Source organism: Citrobacter sedlakii, assembly GCF_018128425.1.
Classification (GTDB): Bacteria; Pseudomonadota; Gammaproteobacteria; order Enterobacterales; family Enterobacteriaceae; genus Citrobacter_A; species Citrobacter_A sedlakii.
The window spans coordinates 3,724,057-3,745,618 of sequence record NZ_CP071070.1; the positions used below are offsets into that span (position 1 = coordinate 3,724,057).

Sequence of the window (21,562 nt, forward strand, 5' to 3'; positions counted from 1 at the left end):
TGTTTCTACCTTATGATTCGTTAGCAATTTGGAGTTTTATCATGCCGCCTCGCCGTTATAACCCTGACTACCGACGTGACGCGCTGTTGGAACGCATTAATCTGGATATCCCTGCCACTGTCGCCCAGGCGCTGCGCGAAGATTTAGGTGGCGAAGTGGATGCCGGCAACGACATTACGGCGCAACTTTTGCCGGAAAATACCCGCTCTCACGCGACCGTTATCACGCGTGAAAATGGCGTTTTTTGTGGCAAACGCTGGGTGGAAGAAGTGTTTATTCAGCTGGCTGGCGATGATGTCACTGTTACCTGGCACGTCGATGACGGCGACAGCATCCTCGCGAATCAGCCGCTGTTCGAGCTGGACGGTCCTTCCCGGGTATTGCTCACGGGTGAGCGTACCGCGCTGAACTTCGTACAAACCCTTTCCGGCGTCGCGAGCGAAGTGCGTAAATATGTCGAACTGCTGGCAGGGACCAAAACTCAACTGCTGGACACACGTAAAACGCTGCCGGGACTGCGCACCGCATTGAAATACGCCGTGCTGTGCGGCGGCGGCGCCAATCACCGCCTGGGCCTTTCCGATGCCTTTTTAATCAAAGAAAACCACATTATTGCTTCCGGATCCGTTCGTCAGGCGGTGGAAAAAGCCTTCTGGCTGCACCCGGATGTGCCGGTGGAAGTCGAAGTTGAAAACCTTGATGAGCTGGATGAAGCGCTGAAAGCGGGCGCAGACATCATCATGCTGGATAATTTTGAAACCGAGCAGATGCGTGAAGCGGTTAAACGCGCCAACGGGCAAGCGCGACTGGAAGTTTCCGGCAACGTGACGGACAAGACGCTGCGCGAATTTGCGCAAACCGGTGTCGATTTCATTTCCGTCGGCGCGCTCACTAAGCACGTGCGCGCGCTGGACCTTTCGATGCGTTTCCGTTAACCCTCTTTGCCCGGTGACGCTGTCGCTCACCGGGCCTGTCTGGCGCTTTTCTCGAGCCGCCTCGTAAATCCCTTGTCCTGTGATGAAACGCTGACAACTTCCTCTGAACCCTGATTCCCGTTTCTCTTTTTGATGCTCGCGTGTCTTTATCCCGTTTGCCAAAGTGACCGCCACTGACTCAAGGAGCGAACAATGGATAAACAACGTGGATTTACCCTGATCGAACTGATGGTGGTCATCGGCATTATCGCCATTCTCAGCGCCATCGGCATTCCGGCGTACCAAAACTATCTGCGCAAGGCTGCGCTAACGGACATGCTGCAAACATTTATTCCTTACCGCACTGCAGTCGAACTGTGCGCGCTTGAACATGGCGGCATCGTCACCTGCGATGGCGGAAGCAACGGCATCCCCTCACCCACTACAACGCGCTATGTCTCAGGAATGAGCGTGGCGAAGGGCGTGGTATCACTCAGTGGTCAGGAGAGCCTGAACGGTCTGAGCGTCACGATGACGCCGAACTGGGATAACGCAAACGGCATTACGGGCTGGACGCGTAACTGCACTATTCAGAATGACGGTGCGTTACAGCAGGCTTGTGAAGATGTTTTTCGTTTTGACGGCAACTAAGGAGCAGCGATGAATACCACTCAACTTACCGCCCTTTGTCAGCGTCATAACGGCATCTTACTTGATGCAGACAGTGACGTGGTACACGTCGCCGTCGTGGACGCGCCGTCTCATGAACTGCTTGACGCTTTGCATTTTGCGACGACAAAACGCATTGAGATCGCCTGCTGGACACGCCAGCAAATGGAAGGGCATTTGCATCATCCGCCACAAACGCTGCCTGCGGTCGTACCGGAAGCCAGCCTCAGCGCGGCAGCATTGCTGGATAAAACCCTTCAGGCGGCGATGACTAAACGCGCATCCGACATCCACATTGAGCCTGCGGAACACCATTTCCGCATTCGACTGCGTGTTGACGGGGTGTTATACAACCTGCCCACTGTCGCCAAAGAAACGGGATTAGCCCTGACGGCCCGCCTGAAGGTGTTAGGTCAACTGGATATTGCTGAACACCGCCTGCCGCAGGATGGGCAGTTCACCGTCAGGCTGGCCGGTTCCACCGTCTCGTTTCGTATCGCCACGTTACCCTGTCGTCATGGCGAAAAGGTTGTTTTGCGTTTGTTGCACCAGGTTAGTCAGGCGCTGGATGTCACCGCCCTGGGGATGCACGACTCGCAGCTTTCGGCGTTCATTCATGCCTTGCAACAACCCCAGGGGCTGGTGCTGGTGACCGGACCGACGGGCAGCGGAAAGACGGTGACACTGTACAGCGCTCTCCAGATGCGAAACGCCACGGAGGTGAATCTGTGCAGCGTTGAAGATCCAGTGGAAATCCCGCTGGACGGCATCAACCAGACGCAGATCCATCCGCGTGCGGGGCTCACCTTTCAGGGCGTCTTACGGGCGCTGTTACGCCAGGATCCCGATGTTATTATGATCGGAGAGATCCGCGACGGCGAAACAGCCGAAATCGCCATTAAAGCCGCGCAAACGGGTCATCTGGTGCTTTCCACGCTGCACACCAACTCCAGCTGCGAGGCACTGATCCGCTTGCAGCAAATGGGAGTGGCGCGCTGGATGCTCTCCTCCGCCTTAAATCTTGTGGCGGCGCAACGGCTGGTCAGAAAGCTCTGCCCTCACTGTCGACGGCTGACTAACGACCCGATCCGTTTGCCGCAGACATTATGCCCAACCGCGCTGCCGCGCTGGCAGGCGGTAGGCTGCGAGCACTGTTATCACGGCTTTTATGGGCGTACGGCGCTGTTTGAAGTTCTCCCCGTTACCGCTGAACTGCGCCAGCACATCGCCAGTGGCGCGCCCGTTGAAGCACTGGAAGGTTATGCCCGACAAGCCGGTATGCTCACGCTTTTTGAAAGCGGCTGCCGCGCCGTCGACCAGGGGTTAACGACCTTTGAAGAGCTGGTACGCATTCTGGGGATGCCCAATGAGCAGTAAAACGCTTTGGCGATGGCAAGGCATCGACAGCGATGGCTTACCTGGCGAGGGCGCATTATGGGCCGAAAGCCAGGCTTTACTGCTGCTGGCGCTCGAACAACGCAAGATAACGCCACTGCGCGTGAAGCCGCTGCGCGTTAACCGCGCGCTGTGGCGCGCCGGGAGATGTTCGGAAGTGATTCATCAACTCGCCACGCTGCTGAAGGCGGGCCTGACGCTCTCCGACGGGCTGGCGCTTCTCGCCGGACAACAACCGGGAAAACAGTGGCAAGCGCTGTTGCAGAGCCTGGCGCACGAACTGGAGCAGGGTACGCCCCTCTCCAGCGCGCTGGCGCAATGGCCAGATGTTTTTCCTCCGCTGTATCAGGCGATGATTCGCACCGGTGAACTGACCGGAAAGCTCGACGAATGCTGCTTCGAACTGGCCCGGCAGCAAAACGCCCACAAACAGTTAAGCGATAAGATCAAGAAAGCGTTGCGTTATCCCTTTATCATTTTGGCGATGGCTTTCTTTGTGGTGTTGGCCATGTTGCACTTTGTCTTACCCGAGTTTGCCGCCATTTACCGGACCTTCAACACGCCCCTACCGGCGCTGACGCAGGGGATCATCACGTTCGCCGACTGGAGTGCAAACCAGGGCTGGTTGATTTTACTGCTGAGCGGCGGAGTCATTGCGGCAAACAGCGCGGTGAAGCACCGTTCCTCATGGCTGATAACGCGCCAGCGCTGGCTGCTGCGCATACCGGTAATGGGTCGCCTGCTCAGGGGGCAAAAACTCACGCAGATTTTTACCATTCTCGCGTTAACACAACGCGCAGGGATCGCATTTTTACCGGCGCTGGAGAGCGTACGGGAAAGCCTGCAATGTCCCTACTGGTCCCAGCGACTGGCGCAAGTCCAACGTGATATCAGTCACGGTCTTCCGGTCTGGCAGGCATTTCAAAATGCGCAAGTCTTCAGCCCGCTGTGCCTGCAACTGATTAGAACAGGAGAAGTTTCCGGTTCACTGGACACGATGCTGCATAATCTTGCCCGGCATCATAGTGAGAACACGCTGGCGCTGGCCGACAGTCTCGCCGCATTGCTGGAACCTGCTTTGCTGGTCATTACGGGGTTAATTATTGGCACGCTGGTGGTTGCCATGTATCTGCCGATATTCCATCTGGGGGATGCGATGAGCACAGTAGGCTGAAGCGATTGAAGAGCGGGAACAGAACTCAAAGCCGGATTAGGCATTCATGCCTAATCCGACAAACGGAAAGGATTACAGGCTGTTGAAAATGCGGTTTTCCTGTTCCTGTACGCGGATAAAGGTCGTGCGTTTGGTCAGTTCTTTAAGACGCGATGCGCCAACGTAAGTGCAGGCAGAACGCAGGCCGCCGAGGATATCACGGGCTGTGTTTTCCACCGGGCCACGCAGAGGAAGCTTAACGGTTTTGCCTTCCGCTGCACGGTACTGTGCAACGCCGCCAACGTGACGGGTCATGGCCGATTCGGAACTCATCCCGTAAAACAGCATGAACTTCTCGCCATTTTCTTCAACGATCTTGCCGCCGCTCTCTTCATGCCCTGCCAGCATACCGCCGAGCATCACGAAGTCAGCGCCGCCACCGAAGGCTTTAGCCACATCACCTGGCATAGTGCAACCGCCGTCACTGACAATCATTCCGCCCAGACCGTGCGCCGCATCAGCGCATTCGATCACCGCAGAAAGCTGCGGATAACCAACACCGGTTTTGACCCGCGTGGTGCAGACAGACCCTGGCCCGATCCCGACTTTGACGATATCGGCGCCTGAGAGGATCAGTTCTTCGCACATCTCGCCCGTCACAACGTTACCGGCGCAGATCGTTTTCGTCGGCCAGGCTTCACGCGCTTTTGACACGAACTGAACGAAGTGCTCAGAGTAACCATTAGCCACATCAATGCAGACAAAGTTCAGCGCCGGGCTTAATGCCAGAATCTGTTTGGTTTTCTCAAAGTCCGCGTCAGAAGTACCGGTAGAGACCATCACGTGTTTCAGCACGTTGGCAGGCGCTTCACCGATAAACGCGGACCACTCTTCAACGGAGTAATGCTTATGGACGGCGGTCAGAATATCGAATGAGGCAAGCGCGGTCGCCATCTCGAACGTCCCGACGGTATCCATATTGGCGGCAATGACAGGTACGCCAGACCAGGTCTGACCTGAGTGTTTGAAGGTAAACTGACGTTCCAGCTCAACATCGGAACGGCTTTTAAGAGTAGAACGCTTAGGGCGGATAAGAACGTCTTTAAAACCTAACTTCAGATCTTCTTCAATACGCATGTGCGGATTCCTGGGGTTAAGGGCTATAAGTATGAGAGCGCAACTCCAGTGACGCTATCATACGCACTAATCAGTGCCGCGCAAGACTGCGAAATTCTCTTTTTTTACGCTACAATCCCATAAATTTACCTGGTGAAAGGCGGGACAGCTTTTGCGCCATTTCACTCTGATGCGATCAATATTCAACCAATTGATTATTAAAATAAATGACCGGGAACTGAGCTTATGAGGTATACAGTGGCCTTAACGGGCGGCATTGGCAGCGGCAAGAGTACCGTCGCCAACGCGTTCGCTGACCTCGGAATTCAGATTGTTGATGCAGATATGATTGCCCGCCAGGTCGTCGAGCCTGGCCAGCCCGCGCTGGCCGCTATTGCCGACCACTTCGGTCAGGCGTTACTCGACGCAGACGGTAGGCTACAGCGTCGTCTGCTACGCGAGCGGATCTTCGCCAATCCGCACGAGAAAGCCTGGCTAAATGCCCTGCTGCACCCGCTTATTCAGCAGGAGACGCAGCGCCAGTTTCAGCAGGCGACATCCCCTTATGTACTTTGGGTTGTTCCTCTGCTGGTTGAAAATGGCCTGACGACCAAAGCGAACCGCATTCTCGTGGTCGACGTGACGCCCGAGACGCAGCTTTTACGCACCATGCAGCGCGACGATGTTACCCGCGCACATGCCGAACAGATCCTCGCCGCCCAGGCAACACGTGAAGCGCGCCTTGCCGCGGCAGACGATGTTATTGATAATAACGGCGCACCAGAGTCCATCAGGTCGGATGTCGCCCGCCTGCACGCGCTGTATTTACAGCTTGCGTCGCAGTTTGTCTCACAGGAAAAACCGTAATGCACACCCACGTCCTTTTTGAACACCCGCTCAATGAAAAAATGCGTACATGGCTGCGCATTGAGTTTTTAATTCAACAACTTTCGGTTAATCTCCCCATCGCCACCCATGCGGACGCACTGCATTTTTTTCGCAATGTCGGGGACTTGCTGGACGTGTTCGAACGCGGGGAAGTGCGTACAGAATTGCTGAAAGAGCTTGAACGCCAGCAGCGTAAACTTCAGGCATGGATAGAAGTACCCGGCGTCGATCAAAGCCGTATTGAAGCACTGCGCCAGCAGCTAAAAACGACGGGAACTGTTTTGATTTCCGCGCCGCGTATCGGGCAGTTTTTACGCGAAGATCGGTTAATTGCGCTGGTTCGCCAGCGCCTGAGCATTCCTGGCGGCTGCTGCAGTTTTGATTTACCCACGCTGCACATGTGGCTGCATTTGCCACAGGCTCAGCGTGACGCACAAGTGGATGCCTGGCTTGCCAGCCTGAATCCGCTAAACCAGGCGCTGACGCTGATCCTCGATCTCATTCGCAACTCCGCGCCGTTCCGCAAACAGACCAGCCTGAACGGTTTTTATCAGGATAACGGCGAAGATGCTGATTTACTGCGTCTCAATTTGCCGTTCGAATCTCTGCTTTATCCGCAAATTTCCGGTCACAAGAGCCGTTTTGCCATTCGTTTTATGCCGCTTGATAGCGAACACGGCGTGGTACCTGAGCGCCTCGATTTTGAGCTGGCCTGCTGTTAAGGAGTAAAAATGTCAGAAACGATCACCGTCAACTGCCCTACCTGCGGTAAAACGGTCGTCTGGGGCGAGATTAGCCCGTTTCGCCCGTTCTGTAGTAAACGCTGTCAGTTAATCGATCTGGGAGAATGGGCCGCCGAGGAAAAACGCATTCCGAGCAGCGGCGATTTGTCAGACAGCGACGACTGGAGCGAAGAAAAACAGTAACCGTCGCCTGGAGGTCGGATGGCGCAATTCAGTGTGCTTATCCGGCCTACAAAAGTGTTTAACCCTGAAAAGCGTGTTTTAGCTTCGCAATGACCGGTTCGTTAGCGGGTGGAAAATCATCTTCCCTGAGCGCCTCAATAGCAACCCACTTGCCTGGTTGACCTTCCTTGCCCCACGGCTCTCCCAGCCAGGCTTCCACCAGCCAGAACCACAGGGTGACATGCCGGTCCGGAAATTGATATTCCAGCTTTTCAAACAGCGTGACGGTCGTCGGGGTAATCCCCACCTCTTCCTGTAACTCCCGGCCCAGGGCTTGCTCCGGCGTTTCACCCGTTTCAAACTTTCCTCCGGGAAATTCCAGCTTATTCGCCATATGCGCATCAGCGGCGCGCTGGGTGATAAAAATTTCATTTTGCGGATTACGGATAATCCCGACCGCGATGTGCAGTGTTTTCATCTTGTCGCATCCATAAAAAAGGCGCAGTCTCCCGCGCCTTTTTGTTGGTCACTTACCGTTAACCGGATAAACGTAGCGTTACCCGGCAATGATGCCTGGGCTCAGCTCAGGCGGCCATGGCACTGTTTGTATTTCTTGCCGGAACCGCACGGGCACGGATCGTTACGGCCAACTTTGCGTTCGCCGGTTTGCGCTGCCAGATCAGCCGCCGCCGCGCTATCGTCGTCCTGATGGCTCAGCTGTTGCATCTGCGCCAGACGTTCCGCTTCTTCGCGACGCTGCTGCTCCATCGCTTCCACTTCTTCCGGCATACGTACCTGGACCTTACTCAGCGTGCTGATCACTTCATACTTCAGCGATTCCAGCATCGCGGCGAACATCGCAAAGGACTCACGCTTATATTCCTGCTTCGGATCTTTCTGCGCATAGCCGCGCAGGTGGATACCCTGACGCAGATAGTCCATCGCCGCCAGGTGTTCTTTCCACAGAGAGTCGAGCGTCTGCAACATCACGCCTTTTTCGAAGTGACGCATCATCTCAGCGCCGACCACTTCTTCTTTACGCTGATACACCTCGATAGCCTGCGCAAGAATACGCTCGCGTAGTGTCTCTTCGTGCAGTTCCGGCTCTTTATCCAGCCACTCCGCGATCGGCATGTCCAGGTCGAAGTCATTTTTCAGACGTTCCTGCAGGCCAGGGATATCCCACATTTCTTCCAGCGACTGCGGCGGAATGTAAGCATCGATGGTTGCTTTAAACACATCCTCGCGAATGCTGTTAATGGTTTCGCTCACATCAGAGACATCCAGCAGTTCGTTACGCTGGGTGTAGATCGCGCGACGCTGATCGTTGGCGACGTCATCGTATTCCAGTAACTGTTTACGAATGTCGAAGTTACGGCTTTCCACTTTGCGCTGGGCGTTAGCAATAGCTTTGGTTACCCACGGATGCTCGATGGCTTCACCCGGTTTCATGCCGAGCTTACGCATCATGCCGGACACGCGGTCAGAGGCGAAGATACGCATCAGCGCATCTTCCATTGACAGGTAGAAACGGGAAGAACCCGCATCCCCCTGACGGCCCGAACGACCGCGCAGCTGGTTATCGATACGACGGGATTCGTGACGCTCTGTACCAATAATATGCAGACCCCCCGCAGCCAGTACGGCATCATGACGCACCTGCCAGTCTGCTTTGATCTGCGCAATTTGTTCTGGCGTCGGATTTTCCAGCGCGGCGACTTCCGCCTGCCAGCTGCCGCCCAGCATGATATCCGTACCACGACCCGCCATGTTGGTCGCGATGGTCACGGCTGCCGGATACCCCGCCTGGGCAACGATAGCCGCTTCGTTGGCGTGGAACTTGGCGTTCAGGACGTTATGTTTGATGCCCGCTTTCGTCAGTTCATTAGACACCACTTCCGATTTCTCAATCGAGATGGTCCCCACCAACACCGGCTGGCCTTTTGCGGTACGCTCTTTAATATCTTCAATGATGGCCTGAATTTTTTCCGCTTCGGTCATGTAGACCAGATCCGGCATATCTTTACGGATCATCGGACGGTTAGTCGGCACCACCACGGTGTCCAGCTTGTAAATGGAGCTGAATTCGAACGCTTCGGTATCTGCCGTACCGGTCATACCGGCCAGTTTTTCATACAGACGGAAGTAGTTCTGGAAGGTAATCGAAGCCAGCGTCTGGTTCTCGTTCTGAATGTCCACGCCTTCTTTGGCTTCAACCGCCTGGTGCAGACCATCAGACCAGCGACGCCCCTGCATAGTACGCCCGGTGTGTTCGTCAACGATAATGACTTCACCGTCTTTAACGATGTAATCAACGTCGCGGGTAAACAGCGCGTGCGCGCGCAGCGCGGCGGTAACGTGATGCATCAGCATGATGTTGCCCGGAGAGTACAGCGACTCGCCTTCATCCATAATGCCTTCTTTTACCAGCAGTTCTTCAATCAGCACCAGACCGCGTTCGGTCAGGTTAACCTGGCGCGCTTTTTCATCCACCGAGAAGTGTCCCTCACCCTGGAAGGTGTCGGAGTCCTCTTTTTCCTGACGAATCAGGTGTGGGATGATTTTGTTCACTTTCTTGTACATTTCCGAGCTGTCTTCAGCCGGACCGGAAATGATCAGCGGAGTACGCGCTTCGTCGATCAGGATGGAGTCAACCTCATCCACCAGCGCATAGTGCAGTTTGCGTTGGACGCGTTCTTCAGGGCTGAACGCCATGTTGTCACGAAGGTAGTCAAAACCGTATTCGTTATTGGTGCCGTAGGTGATGTCAGCGGCGTAGGCTTCGCGCTTGGCGGGCGCAGGCATACCCGGCAGGTTAATGCCGACGGTCATGCCGAGGAATTCAAACAGCGGACGGTTGTTTTCGGCGTCACGCTGCGCCAGATAATCGTTCACTGTCACCACGTGTACGCCCTTTCCGCTCAGCGCGTTCAGGTAGGCGGGCAGCGTCGCGGTCAGGGTTTTACCCTCGCCGGTACGCATTTCTGCGATGCAGCGATCGTTCAGAACCATACCACCGAGCAACTGCACGTCGAAGTGACGCATACCGAATACGCGCTTGCTCGCTTCACGCACCACGGCGAACGCTTCCGGGATCAAGCTTTCCACGCTAGCGCCTTTCTCGAGACGCGCACGGAACTCTCCGGTCTTGGCTTTCAGCTCTTCGTCGGTGAGTTTTTCCATTTCCGGTTCCATGGCGTTGATCACGCCGACCACTTTACGCATACGACGCAGCGTGCGATCGTTACGGCTACCGAATACTTTAGTTAACAATTTGATTAGCATATTAAAATCTCAAACGCCCCGCACAGCGGAGTCATAATTATCAGAGGAAGGTTTTCTGTTTTTAGCTGAGGCGTTGAGGACCGGCACGAATACCCTGCGCCTGGCTTATCCAGGCAGGAACGGTAAAGACGGCCAGCGGCATGAAATGGGCGTACGCGACGCGCTGCGGAGTCGCAGCGGGCGTGCCTTCCTGAGTCAGCAGCGCGCTGAGCGTGTTCAGTAAGGCTAAATGATGCGCCTGAAGCGGCGACGGCTCTTCGACCACGGGCAATGCCTGCGGCGCCATGGCGAAGGAGAGATGGCGGATAACGGTGCGGATGGCGTGCTGATGCCAGTAATCGACAGTAAAATTAGGCCGACGGTTGGAGGCTTCCAGCAAAGCAAGCTGGCTGAAATTAACGCTGACCTGTTGATCGTGGCGACTGGCCGCCGCTTTAGCTGGCGTGTTGGGTTCCGCGGCATTGCTGAGCGCAGGCAGACCAAGACTCGCCGCGACCATCCCTAATAAGAGATGCGGCCAGAAATAGCGTCTACCTAACTGTCGCCAACGCGTCAGTATTCCACTCACGTTAAAGCCATCCCATAAATGTTATTCAAACGTTTTTTGCGCACAAATCTTATCATTAATGCTCAGGTACTACAGCAGTATTGATGAGAAGATACGGTTAAAAACGCTTAAGAAACCAGCGTTCGCACAGCATTTTAGTGCAGAATGGGTTTTGACATTGAAGAAAGTCTGTTACCCATACCGGCCCGCTCAACGAGCAAAAAAAAACGACTGGCTTACCTGGCCGGAGAGAGTGCCAGATTTACCAGTCGAATTTATGCGACAACGCGTGTCGTTATGCCAGTACGGTCGATGGTGCTTTGAAAGCCAACGGCAGTTCTGCGTCGTCTTCGAAGGTCACATATTCCCAGGCTTCCTGTTTTGCCAGAACAGCCTGCAACAATTTGTTATTCAATGCATGACCGGACTTATACGCGGTAAATGCACCAATAATGTTGTGACCACACATGAACAAGTCACCAATCGCGTCAAGCATTTTGTGACGAACGAATTCGTCTTCAAAACGCAGGCCGTCTTCGTTCAGTACGCGATAATCGTCAACAACGATGGCACAATCGAAGCTGCCGCCCAGGCACAGGCCGCGGGACTGCAGATATTCGATATCACGCATGAAGCCGAAAGTACGCGCGCGGCTGATCTGACGCATAAACGCGTCAGCAGAGAAGTTCATCGCATAGCGCTGCGTGCTGGAGTCGATCGCCGGATGGTTAAAGTCGATGGTGAAATCCAACGTAAAACCATTGTATGGCTTGAACTCAGCCCACTTGTCGCCATCTTCGATGCGAACGGTCTCTTTGATGCGAACAAATTTCTTCGCGCTTTTCAGTTCTTCGATACCGGCGTCAAGGAGCAGGTAGACGAACGGCGCAGCGCTGCCATCCATGATCGGGATTTCCGGAGCATCGACTTCAATAACGATGTTATCGATACCTAAACCCGCCAGCGCCGCATTCAGGTGCTCAACGGTTGAAATCCGTACATCATGCTCGTTGACCAGACACGTACAGAGCATGGTATCACGCACAGATTTGGCATCGGCCGGAAAATCTACCGGTGGATTCAAGTCGGTGCGACGATAGATGACCCCGGTGTTGGCCGGCGCAGGGCGTAAGGTCAGGGTGACTTTCTTGCCGGTATGTAAACCGACGCCAGTCGCCTGAACGATACGTTTAAGTGTCCTTTGTTTGATCATCGTATAATCTCGCCAAATTACCTATCCAACCGAAGTGTACTATACATTCGGTGGGCCAGTTTAGCACAAAGAGCCGCGAATCCCAACTTCCAGCTAATTCTTAATCAGCTTGCTTACGCAGGAAGGCAGGAATATCCAGATAATCCGGCTCTTTCGCGGTCTGCGGCGTATTGTCGTTTACCACTTTTGCGGCTGGCTTCTGCTCCTGGGTCAGCGGCGCCATGCCGTGCTGCTGGTAACGATCCAGTACCGGCTGCTGTACCTGTTTGTTGGTCACCAGCGTGATTTCCGGACGTTTGTCCATACCAATTCCGGTCGCCACGACGGTAACGCGCAGTTCGTCGTTCATATCCGGGTCCAGAGAAGTACCGATAACCACGGTCGCGTTATCCGAAGCAAACGCACGGATGGTGTTCCCCACGGTTTCGAACTCATCCAGACGCAGGTCGAAGCCCGCGGTGATGTTAACCAGCACGCCGCGCGCGCCAGACAGATCGATATCTTCCAGCAGTGGAGAAGAAATCGCCATTTCAGCCGCTTCTTCCGCGCGGTCTTCACCGCTTGCCACGCCGGAGCCCATCATCGCGTAGCCCATTTCGGACATCACCGTGCGCACGTCCGCAAAGTCGACGTTCATCAGACCCGGACGGGTGATCAGCTCTGCGATACCCTGCACCGCGCCTTTCAGCACGTCGTTCGCCGCGCCAAACGCGTCAAGCAGAGAAATACCGCGACCCAGCACTTTCAGCAGCTTGTCGTTCGGAATGGTGATCAGCGAGTCCACATGCTTGGACAGCTCAGTGATCCCCTGCTCCGCAAAGGCCATGCGCTTTTTGCCTTCAAAGTTGAAAGGCTTGGTCACCACGGCAACGGTCAGAATGCCTAAATCTTTTGCGACTTCAGCAACCACTGGCGCAGCGCCGGTACCGGTACCGCCGCCCATGCCCGCGGCGATAAACACCATGTCTGCGCCATCCAGCGCGGCACGCAAGGCTTCACGGTCTTCATCCGCAGCGTTGCGCCCCACTTCCGGGTTTGCGCCGGCACCCAGACCTTTGGTAATTCCGCTACCAATCTGAATGGTCTGGCCAACCGCAGTTTTACGTAACGCTTGCGCGTCAGTGTTCACTGCGAAGAATTCGACACCCTCAATGCGCTCGCGCACCATGTGCTCAACGGCATTACCACCGCCGCCACCGACGCCGATGACTTTAATCACCGCGTCGTTGGTTAATTCCATTGGTTCAAACATAATCTCTCTCTCCGTTGTGCCTGTCGCCTGAGACCGTAATTTTCGCCGGTCTCATAAAAAAATTAAAACTCTTTACGCAGCCAGCTGTTGATACGCTTGATCCACGAGCCGACCGAAGCTGTTACGCGTTTTTCTACTTCAGCTTCACCATTTAAGTGGGACTCTTTCCCGTAGTGAAGCAGCCCCACCGCCGTCGAGTAATACGGCTCCTGAGCGTAATCCGTCAGACCAGTAATATTCAGCGGCGCACCGATACGCACCTGCGTATGGAACACGCGCTGGGCGCAGGCAGCAAGACCTTCGATCTGCGCTGCGCCACCGGTTAACACAATCCCCGCCGCAAGATGATGTTTCACCCCCTGCTGGCGAAGCTGTTCCTGTAATTGCAATATTTCTTCGTTGACCAGGTTGAGCAGCTCGGTGTAGCGCGGCTCAATAACCTCCGCCAGCGTTTGTCGTTGCAGACTGCGCGGCGGACGACCGCCCACGCTCGGCACTTCAACGCTTTCGTCTTTACCGACGATGGAACCCAACGCGCAGCCATGGCGAACTTTGATCGCTTCGGCGTCGCTTGGCGGCGTACCGAAAGCGTAGGCAATGTCGCTGGTGACCACGTTACCTGCATAAGGTATCACCTTGGTATGGCGCAACGCCCCGCCAGTATAAACGGCGATATCCATTGTACCACCCCCGATATCCACGACGCAGACGCCCAGTTCACGTTCATCTTCCGTCAATACGGAATAGCTGGCCGCCAGGCCGGCAAATATCAGTTGGTCAACTTTCAGGCCACAACGTTCAACGGCTTTCACAATGTTTTTTGCCATATCGTTGTGGCAGGTGATCAAATGCACTTTCGCCTGCATTCGCACCCCGGAAAGACCGACAGGATTTTTGATGCCTTCCTGATAGTCAATCGCATATTCCTGCGGAATCACGTGCAGCACACGGTGCTCATCGCGTACGCGTACCGACTTCGCGGTATGCACGACGTTTTCCACGTCTTCCTGCGTCACTTCTTCTTCGGAAATCGGCACCATGCCGATTTCATTCTGACAGCTAATGTGCTTGCCGGAAAGCGCCAGATACACAGAGGAAATCTGGCAATCCGCCATCAGTTCTGCCTGGTCGATAGCGCGCTGTACGCACTTCACTACCGACTCAAGGTCATTAACCCCGCCTTTATCCATACCGCGCGACGGGCAACTGCCCACGCCAATGATATTGACCATACCGTCGGGCAGAACTTCCCCTACTAAAGCGGCAACCTTCGCGGTGCCAATCTCCAGTCCAACTACCAGTTTTCTGTCCGTCGCCTTGATCATTGTTGTTCTGCCTGTGCCTGATTCTGTTGCTGAGTAGATTCCTCAGGCGGTAAGGGCGCCCACCCTACTGCCGCACCTGAGTCATAACGCAAATCAACGTAGCTAATCCGTTTGCCATCGGTTTGCGCCTGCTGCTGTAAAACCGGATAGAGTTCTACAAAGCGAGCCAAACGTTTCATCGTGTCGCCCCTGCCAAGGTTGAGCTTAATATCGTTATTCAGCGTCAACTGCCAGGAACGACGTGCGGTCATCGCCGCTTCCTTCAGAGTAAATCTGTCCTTCGCCAGTATCTGTCCCATCTCGCGATAGCCCTGCAACACTTCACTTGCGCTGCCTTCCGGGCCATACAGCATCGGCAGGACCTGTTTGCTGGTACGTTCTGACGGCACGCTGAAAGCATTTCCTTCGGCGTCCACCATATGCTGATCATTCCAACGCGCTATCGGCACATATTCAACCAGATGAATCTTCAATTCATCGGGCCATTGCTTTCTGACGCTGGCCTGCTTGATCCACGGCAGGCGTTCAATCTGGTTCTGAATGATATTGACATCCTGCGTCATGAAGGTGCCGGGCGCGCCCAGCGCCAGAATTGACTGCCGGATATCATCATTTTTCGTGTAGTGCCGCTCGCCGGTTAACACCAGTTTTGACAGCGGTAAACGCTGCGCGTCTTCCATCCAGCCCAACACCACCCAGCCGCTGACAAACACGGTACACAGCACCGTCAGCAGAAATAAAATTCCTGCAAGACGCGTTCCATTATTGCGACGTGATGAAGACACCTCTTCGTCACTGTTTCGCGTGTTCAGCGCCGCCTGCGACATATCAGTCCGCCAACTCCAGAATACGTACCACTAACTGCGAGAAGCTCATCCCGGCCTGTCGCGCCGCCATCGGCACCAGACTGTGGCTGGTCATACCCGGTGAGGTATTCGCTTCCAGCAGATAAAACTGCCCATCGCTATCCAGCATGGCGTCAATACGCCCCCAACCTTCGCAACCTAACGTTGACCATGCTTTTTGCACTAAAGCGCGCAAATGGGTCTCCTGATCGGATTCCAGACCCGCCGGGCAGAAATATTGTGTCTCATCAGACAGATACTTCGCCTCATAATCATAGAAGGTTCCAGCGGGTTGGATACGTATCGACGGTAAAATTTCTTCACCCAGTATCGCGACGGTAAATTCCGGTCCGCTAAGCCATTTTTCAATCAATACTTCTTCATCATGCTGAAATGCCAGCGCTAAGGCGCTGTGTAAACCATCATATTCCGAAACCTTCGACATGCCGACGCTGGAACCTTCGCGGCTGGGCTTCACGATCAGCGGTAAACCGAGCGCAGAAATTTCCGTGACGGCCGCCTCGCTGAGGCCTTTCTCAAACTGGGCGCGAGTCAGCGCCACCCATGGCGCAACGGGTAACCCCGCGCCCTGCCACAGCAATTTACTGCGCAATTTATCCATGGAGATGGCAGAAGCCATCACGCCGCTGCCGGTATACGGCAGGCCGATCAACTCCAACAATCCCTGTAACGTACCGTCTTCGCCCCCACGACCGTGCAGCGCGATAAAGACTTTCTGAAACCCCATCGCTTTCAGTTGCGTCACGTCGGTCTCTTTCGGATCGACAGGATGCGCATCCACGCCGCCTTCACGCAGCCCGGCGAGCACCGCCGCGCCGGAATTCAGCGACACATCACGTTCAGCGGATGTCCCCCCCAGCAGGACCGCGATTTTATCAGCCATGTTGCTCGTCCTCCTGAATTTGCGGCTTCAGTTTGATTTCAGCTAAGGAACGCGCGATTTTGCCGATATTTCCCGCACCCTGCACCAGAATTAAATCATTGCCGGTTAAGACCGGCGCCAGCATTTCAGCGACCTGCGCCGGATCGGGAACCAGAATCGGGTCAATCTTACCGCGCCCGCGAATCGTGCGGCACAGCGAACGGCTGTCAGCGCCCGGAATCGGCGTTTCCCCGGCGGCATACACATCCAGCATCAACAGTGCGTCAACCTGAGTCAGCACGTTGGCAAAGTCGTCGTACAGATCGCGGGTACGCGTAAAGCGGTGCGGCTGAAACAGCATCACCAGGTTTTTATCCGGCCAGCCCGCGCGAGCGGCTTTGATAGTCGCGTCCACTTCCGTTGGGTGATGACCGTAATCATCCACCAACATCGCCGTTCCGGCCTTGCCATTTACTGGCTCAAGCGGGAATTCCCCGAGGAAGTCGAAGCGGCGACCGGTGCCCTGGAAACTTTCCAGCGCACGTAAAATAGCGTCGTCGGCAATGCCCTCTTCCGTCGCCACCGCCACGGCAGCCGCGGCGTTCAACGCATTATGACGCCCCGGTGCGTTCAGGGTTACACGCAGCTCAGGCATCCCCTGACGCAGCAACGTAAAATGCCCCTGCGGACCGATCTGCTGATAATCTTCCACGCGAACGTCAGCATCATCGCTAAAGCCGTAAGTCGTGGTCTGACGCCCGACGCGCGGCAACAGCTCGCGGATCACCGGGTCGTCAACGCACATCACCGCACGACCATAAAACGGCAGGTTATGCAGGAAATTAATGAACGTCTGCTTTAAATTTTCGAAGTCGCCATGGTAGGTATCCATATGATCGGCTTCGATGTTAGTGACAATCGCCACCATCGGTTGCAGGTGCAGGAACGATGCGTCGCTCTCATCTGCTTCCGCAATCAGATAACGGCTATGCCCGAGACGCGCATGCACGCCCGCCGCTTTCACCAGACCGCCGTTGACAAAGGTGGGGTCCAGGCCCGCTTCCGCGTATATGCTGGAAACCATCGCGGTGGTGGTCGTTTTGCCGTGCGTCCCGGCAATTGCGATACCATGACGAAAACGCATCAGCTCCGCCAGCATCTCCGCGCGGCGGATCACCGGTATGCGCGCTTCATGCGCCGCCACGATCTCCGGGTTATCGGCGGAGATTGCGCTGGAGACCACCACCACGCTGGCGTCGAGCACGTTTTCCGGACGATGGTTAAAGTAAATCGTCGCTCCCAGGTTGGTAAGCTGCTGCGTCACCGGGTTTGGCGCTAAGTCGGAACCACTGATCTGATAACCTTCGTTAGCCAGAACTTCGGCAATACCGCCCATACCGGCACCACCGATGCCGACAAAGTGAATGTGCCGAACGCGACGCATTTCGGGCACGATGGAACGCAGTTTTGCCAGTTGTTGTGTATTCATTCTTTACGCCATTAACTACTTCAAAAAATTCGTGCAGCGCAACACGCGCTGCGAGGGTTAAGCCCGGGCTGCCAGGCTGACTTCTTTCGCCACCCGTTCAGTGGCATCCGGGATGGCCGTCGCGCGCGCGCGTTGCGCCATCTCCAGTAATACGTCCCGATCCCACCCGGACAGGGTGTTCACAACGGCATCCACGGTAAACTGCGGCTGCTCAAGGATTTTAGCGGCGCCCGCTTTTTCCAGCGGTAGCGCATTCCAGTACTGCTGTCGGTCTTTGTGCTGGAAAGGCACAAACAGCGCAGGTAAACCGGCTGCAGCGATCTCACTGACCGTCAGGGCGCCTGAACGACATACCACCACATCGGCCCATGCGTAAGCGGCGGCCATATCATCTATAAATTCAGTCACTTTATGCTGCGGTTGCCCGGCGCTGGCGTAAGCCTGTTCGACCGTCTGCTGCCCACCTTTTCCGCTTTGATGCCAGATGGTCACGGCATTACCGAGTTTCGCGGCAACCTGCGGCAGCGTTTGATTCAGTACGCGCGCCCCCTGGGAACCACCGACCACCAGTATGCGAATCGGGCCAACACGCCCTGGAAGGCGATCCTGCGGCAGCGGTAACGCCAGCACGTCAGTCCGAACCGGGTTCCCTACCACTTCCGCATTCGGGAACGCGCCCGGGAAAGCCTGCATAACCTTGGTGGCAATTTTCGCCAGCCATTTATTGGTTAGCCCGGCAATGCCGTTTTGTTCGTGCAGCACCACCGGAATACCCAATGACCACGCGGCAAGGCCGCCGGGGCCGGAAACATAGCCGCCCATCCCCAGCACGACGTCAGGCTTAAATGACTTCATGATCGCGCGCGCCTGACGCCACGCATTGAAAATACGCAGCGGCGCGGCCAGCAGCGCGTTGACGCCTTTCCCGCGCAGCCCGGAGATGCGGATGAAATCAATGTCAATTCCGTGCTTCGGAACTAAATCCGCTTCCATACGGTCTGCGGTGCCCAGCCAGCGAACATCCCAGCCCTGAGCCATTAAATGGTGCGCGACCGCCAGCCCCGGGAACACATGTCCGCCGGTACCGCCCGCCATCACCATCAACCGCTTCGCCTGACCCCTCATCGTAAACCTCGTGTAAACGCCTGGGCTTTTTCCAGACGTGTTTCATAATCAATTCGCAGCAACATCATGATTGCCGTCGACATAATCAACAGACTTGAGCCACCGTAGCTGATAAGCGGCAGCGTCAGACCTTTGGTTGGCAGCATCCCCGCCGCGGCCCCCACGTTAACCAGCGCCTGGAAACTAAACCAGATCCCGATAGAGCAAGCCAAAAAGCCGGAAAAGCGGTGGTCAATCTGTAACGCCTTACGGCCAATCGACATCGCGCGAAAAGCGACGAAGAATACCATTAAAAGTGCCAGTACCACACCGATATAACCCAGTTCTTCCCCAATAATGGCGAAGATGAAGTCGGTATGCGCTTCCGGCAAATACTCCAGTTTCTGTACTGAGTTACCCAGCCCTTGTCCCCAGACTTCCCCGCGACCGAACGCCATCAGAGACTGAGTGAGCTGATAACCGCTACCGAATGGGTCTTCCCACGGGTTCCAGAACGAAGTCACGCGGCGAATACGATACGGTTCTGCGAGGATCAGCAGCACGACCGCCGAAATCCCCATGCCGATGATGGCGATGAACTGCCACAGCTTCGCCCCGGCCAGAAAAAGCATCGCCAGCGTGGTGACGAACAGCACCACAACGGTGCCGAGGTCAGGCTGCGCCAGCAGCAATACCGCCAGTACGAGGATCACGCCCATCGGTTTTAAAAAGCCGCGCAGGTTGTTACGCACTTCGTCAACCTTGCGCACCAGATAGTTCGCCAGGTAACAGAACAACGACAGCTTGGTGAATTCCGCCGGCTGAATACGCAGCGGCCCGAGCGCAATCCAGCGCGATGCCCCGTTCACCGAGCTGCCGACCACCAGTACGATCAACAGCATGATGATCGAGGCGATCAGCATCGTGGTGCTGTAGCGCTGCCAGAACTCCATCGGCAGGCGTAGCGTGATCATCGCCAGACAAAATGCCAGTAAAATATAGAGCGCGTCACGTTTGGCAAACAGGAACGGATCGCCCGCCAGACGCTGGCCTACCGGCATAGATGCCGAAGTCACCATCACGAAACCGATCGCCGCCAGGCCAAAAGTCAGCCACAGCAGCATACGGTCGTACATCACCAGGCTGTCGGTGTCTTTATCCCGCGAGCCCATCACCCAGCCTTTCAGCGCCGCAAAGATCCAGACCAGGATGCCAAATCCCGGCAGGCGCGGCAGTCTCAGGCGAGGGAGAGATAAACGCATCAACCTAACTCCTTCGCCAGACGGGTAAAGACATCACCCCGTTGCTCAAAATTCTTAAACTGGTCGAGGCTGGCGCAGGCCGGAGAGAGCAGAACCATATCACCCGACTTCACGCGCGGCGCCAGCAGGCGCATTGCTTCTTCCAGGGTTTCTGTCTGTTCGGCGATCTCCGGACGCAGCGCGGCAAGCTGCGCTCCATCGCGACCAAAGCAGTACAGCCGCACGCGATCGCCGTCGAGGTAGCGCGCAAGCGACGAAAAATCCGCCGACTTGCCGTCGCCGCCCAGCAGCAGATGCAGCGTGCCATCAACGTGCAGCCCGTTCAGCGCCGCCTCGGTACTGCCCACGTTGGTGGCTTTCGAATCGTTGATCCAGCGCACCCCGTTGTGCTCCAATGCCAGCTGGAAGCGATGCGCCAGGCCGGTAAAGGTGGTCAGGGCTTTCAGGCTGCTGGCGCGTGGTAAACCTGCGGCGTCCGCCAGCGCCAGCGCCGCCAGGGCATTGGTATAATTGTGCTGCCCGCTGAGTTTCATCTCTTTCACGTTCAGCACTTTTTCGCCTTTCACCCGCAGCCAGGTTTCGCCCTGCTGGCGGTTAAGGTGGTAGTCACCCATGTTTACGCCGAAGCTGACGCAACGCGCATCGGCGCCGCGCACCGGCATGGTCAGCGCATCGTCAGCATTGACGACGCACACTTTGGCGTTCTCATAGACGCGCAGTTTCGCCGCGCGGTACTGCTGCAGACCAAACGGGTAGCGATCCATATGATCTTCAGTCACGTTGAGGATCGTCGCCGCCACCGCCTGCAGACTGCAGGTGGTTTCCAGTTGGAAACTGGACAATTCCAGAACGTACAGTTCGCGCTCGGCATCCAGCAGCATCAACGCGGGCAGACCGATATTGCCGCCGACGCCGACGTTTACGCCTGCCGCTTTCGCCATCTCGCCCACCAGCGTGGTGACCGTACTTTTGCCGTTCGAGCCGGTAATCGCCACAATCGGCGCCTGCGCTTCACGGCAGAACAGTTCAATATCGCCGACAATTTCCACGCCTGCGGCGGCGGCGGCGCTCAGCGCCGGGTGCGCCAGGGCAATACCAGGGCTGGCGACAATCAGATCCGCAGCCAGCAGCCAGTCTTCATTCAGGCTGCCAATGTGGCGCTCAACCGCTTCGGGTAGTTTATCCAGCCCCGGCGGCGTCGCCCGGGTGTCCATCACGCGAGGAGTCACGCCGCGGGCAAGAAAAAAGTCCACGCAAGAGAGTCCGGTAAGCCCCAGACCGATAATGACGACGTTTTTGCCCTGGTAATCAGCCATG

The 21,562-nt window shown here is 55.9% G+C and carries 20 protein-coding genes; 7 read left to right on the forward strand and 13 right to left on the reverse strand.

The genetic code is table 11. The annotated features are described in order from the left end of the window. Nucleotides 1–41: 41 nt before the first annotated feature. The 4 genes from nadC to hofC all read left to right on the forward strand — a co-directional run bounded on the left by nadC (nucleotide 42) and on the right by hofC (nucleotide 4,152). Nucleotides 42–935 carry a carboxylating nicotinate-nucleotide diphosphorylase gene (gene nadC, locus JY391_RS17795; protein ID WP_060570723.1) on the forward strand — a complete coding sequence of 298 codons (894 nt, stop codon included), beginning with the start codon at nucleotides 42–44 and terminating at the stop codon, nucleotides 933–935. Nucleotides 936–1,127: 192 nt separating this feature from the next. Beyond that, nucleotides 1,128–1,565 (forward strand): prepilin peptidase-dependent pilin, encoded by a 438-nt coding sequence (gene ppdD, locus JY391_RS17800; RefSeq protein WP_042290020.1) that lies wholly within the window; start codon nucleotides 1,128–1,130, stop codon nucleotides 1,563–1,565. A 9-nt stretch (nucleotides 1,566–1,574) separates the two neighbouring features. After that, the gene (gene gspE / locus JY391_RS17805; RefSeq protein ID WP_211934758.1) at nucleotides 1,575–2,960 is read left to right on the forward strand and encodes a type II secretion system protein GspE; all 1,386 of its coding nucleotides are present in this window, start codon (nucleotides 1,575–1,577) and stop codon (nucleotides 2,958–2,960) included. Continuing rightward, nucleotides 2,950–4,152 carry a protein transport protein HofC gene (hofC, locus tag JY391_RS17810; protein ID WP_042290024.1) on the forward strand — a complete coding sequence of 401 codons (1,203 nt, stop codon included), beginning with the start codon at nucleotides 2,950–2,952 and terminating at the stop codon, nucleotides 4,150–4,152. The genes gspE and hofC overlap by 11 nt, the downstream gene beginning before the upstream one ends. Before the next feature lie 72 nt (nucleotides 4,153–4,224). Here the strand turns inward: hofC and JY391_RS17815 are convergent, their stop codons facing one another. Further along, nucleotides 4,225–5,268 (reverse strand): GMP reductase, encoded by a 1,044-nt coding sequence (locus JY391_RS17815; RefSeq protein WP_042290026.1) that lies wholly within the window; start codon nucleotides 5,266–5,268, stop codon nucleotides 4,225–4,227. A gap of 225 nt (nucleotides 5,269–5,493) precedes the next feature. Here JY391_RS17815 and coaE point away from each other — a divergent pair, with 225 nt between their 5' ends. From coaE to yacG, 3 genes are read left to right on the forward strand one after another with little or no spacing between them, the layout of a single operon-like run. Next, nucleotides 5,494–6,114, forward strand: a complete 621-nt coding sequence (gene coaE / locus JY391_RS17820; protein WP_200034909.1) for a dephospho-CoA kinase — start codon at nucleotides 5,494–5,496, stop codon at nucleotides 6,112–6,114. Next, nucleotides 6,114–6,857, forward strand: coding sequence for a cell division protein ZapD (gene zapD, locus JY391_RS17825; RefSeq protein WP_042290030.1), 744 nt, complete (start codon nucleotides 6,114–6,116; stop codon nucleotides 6,855–6,857). The genes coaE and zapD overlap by 1 nt, the downstream gene beginning before the upstream one ends. A 9-nt stretch (nucleotides 6,858–6,866) precedes the next feature. Further along, nucleotides 6,867–7,061: a DNA gyrase inhibitor YacG gene (gene yacG / locus JY391_RS17830; RefSeq protein ID WP_042290032.1), complete on the forward strand. Its 195-nt coding sequence runs from the start codon at nucleotides 6,867–6,869 to the stop codon at nucleotides 7,059–7,061. Between the two features lie 58 nt (nucleotides 7,062–7,119). On the opposite strand, the gene mutT is transcribed toward yacG, so the two are convergent. The 12 genes from mutT to murD form a co-directional block, all read right to left on the reverse strand. After that, nucleotides 7,120–7,518 (reverse strand): 8-oxo-dGTP diphosphatase MutT, encoded by a 399-nt coding sequence (gene mutT / locus JY391_RS17835; protein ID WP_211934759.1) that lies wholly within the window; start codon nucleotides 7,516–7,518, stop codon nucleotides 7,120–7,122. A gap of 101 nt (nucleotides 7,519–7,619) precedes the next feature. Continuing rightward, nucleotides 7,620–10,325, reverse strand: coding sequence for a preprotein translocase subunit SecA (gene secA / locus JY391_RS17840; protein ID WP_042290036.1), 2,706 nt, complete (start codon nucleotides 10,323–10,325; stop codon nucleotides 7,620–7,622). Between the two features lie 61 nt (nucleotides 10,326–10,386). After that, the gene (gene secM, locus JY391_RS17845; protein ID WP_042290039.1) at nucleotides 10,387–10,893 is read right to left on the reverse strand and encodes a secA translation cis-regulator SecM; all 507 of its coding nucleotides are present in this window, start codon (nucleotides 10,891–10,893) and stop codon (nucleotides 10,387–10,389) included. A 274-nt stretch (nucleotides 10,894–11,167) separates the two neighbouring features. After that, the gene (gene lpxC, locus JY391_RS17850) at nucleotides 11,168–12,085 is read right to left on the reverse strand and encodes a UDP-3-O-acyl-N-acetylglucosamine deacetylase (RefSeq protein WP_211934760.1); all 918 of its coding nucleotides are present in this window, start codon (nucleotides 12,083–12,085) and stop codon (nucleotides 11,168–11,170) included. 100 nt (nucleotides 12,086–12,185) lie between these two features. Then, a complete protein-coding gene (gene ftsZ / locus JY391_RS17855) occupies nucleotides 12,186–13,337 on the reverse strand; it encodes a cell division protein FtsZ (RefSeq protein WP_042290043.1) in 1,152 nt (383 codons plus the stop codon). A 62-nt stretch (nucleotides 13,338–13,399) separates the two neighbouring features. After that, nucleotides 13,400–14,662, reverse strand: a complete 1,263-nt coding sequence (gene ftsA, locus JY391_RS17860) for a cell division protein FtsA (RefSeq protein WP_042290046.1) — start codon at nucleotides 14,660–14,662, stop codon at nucleotides 13,400–13,402. Further along, entirely contained in the window at nucleotides 14,659–15,489 is an 831-nt protein-coding gene (gene ftsQ, locus JY391_RS17865; protein ID WP_042290047.1) for a cell division protein FtsQ, read from the reverse strand. The genes ftsA and ftsQ overlap by 4 nt, the downstream gene beginning before the upstream one ends. Before the next feature lies 1 nt (nucleotide 15,490). Continuing rightward, nucleotides 15,491–16,411 carry a D-alanine--D-alanine ligase gene (locus tag JY391_RS17870; protein WP_211934761.1) on the reverse strand — a complete coding sequence of 307 codons (921 nt, stop codon included), beginning with the start codon at nucleotides 16,409–16,411 and terminating at the stop codon, nucleotides 15,491–15,493. After that, a complete protein-coding gene (murC, locus tag JY391_RS17875; protein WP_181821978.1) occupies nucleotides 16,404–17,879 on the reverse strand; it encodes a UDP-N-acetylmuramate--L-alanine ligase in 1,476 nt (491 codons plus the stop codon). The genes JY391_RS17870 and murC overlap by 8 nt, the downstream gene beginning before the upstream one ends. Before the next feature lie 57 nt (nucleotides 17,880–17,936). After that, a complete protein-coding gene (gene murG, locus JY391_RS17880) occupies nucleotides 17,937–19,004 on the reverse strand; it encodes an undecaprenyldiphospho-muramoylpentapeptide beta-N-acetylglucosaminyltransferase (protein WP_060570729.1) in 1,068 nt (355 codons plus the stop codon). Further along, nucleotides 19,001–20,245: a cell division protein FtsW gene (gene ftsW, locus JY391_RS17885; RefSeq protein ID WP_211934762.1), complete on the reverse strand. Its 1,245-nt coding sequence runs from the start codon at nucleotides 20,243–20,245 to the stop codon at nucleotides 19,001–19,003. The genes murG and ftsW overlap by 4 nt, the downstream gene beginning before the upstream one ends. Next, nucleotides 20,245–21,561: a UDP-N-acetylmuramoyl-L-alanine--D-glutamate ligase gene (gene murD / locus JY391_RS17890; protein ID WP_211934763.1), complete on the reverse strand. Its 1,317-nt coding sequence runs from the start codon at nucleotides 21,559–21,561 to the stop codon at nucleotides 20,245–20,247. Before murD ends, ftsW begins: the two co-directional genes overlap by 1 nt. Between the last annotated feature and the right edge of the window lies 1 nt (nucleotide 21,562).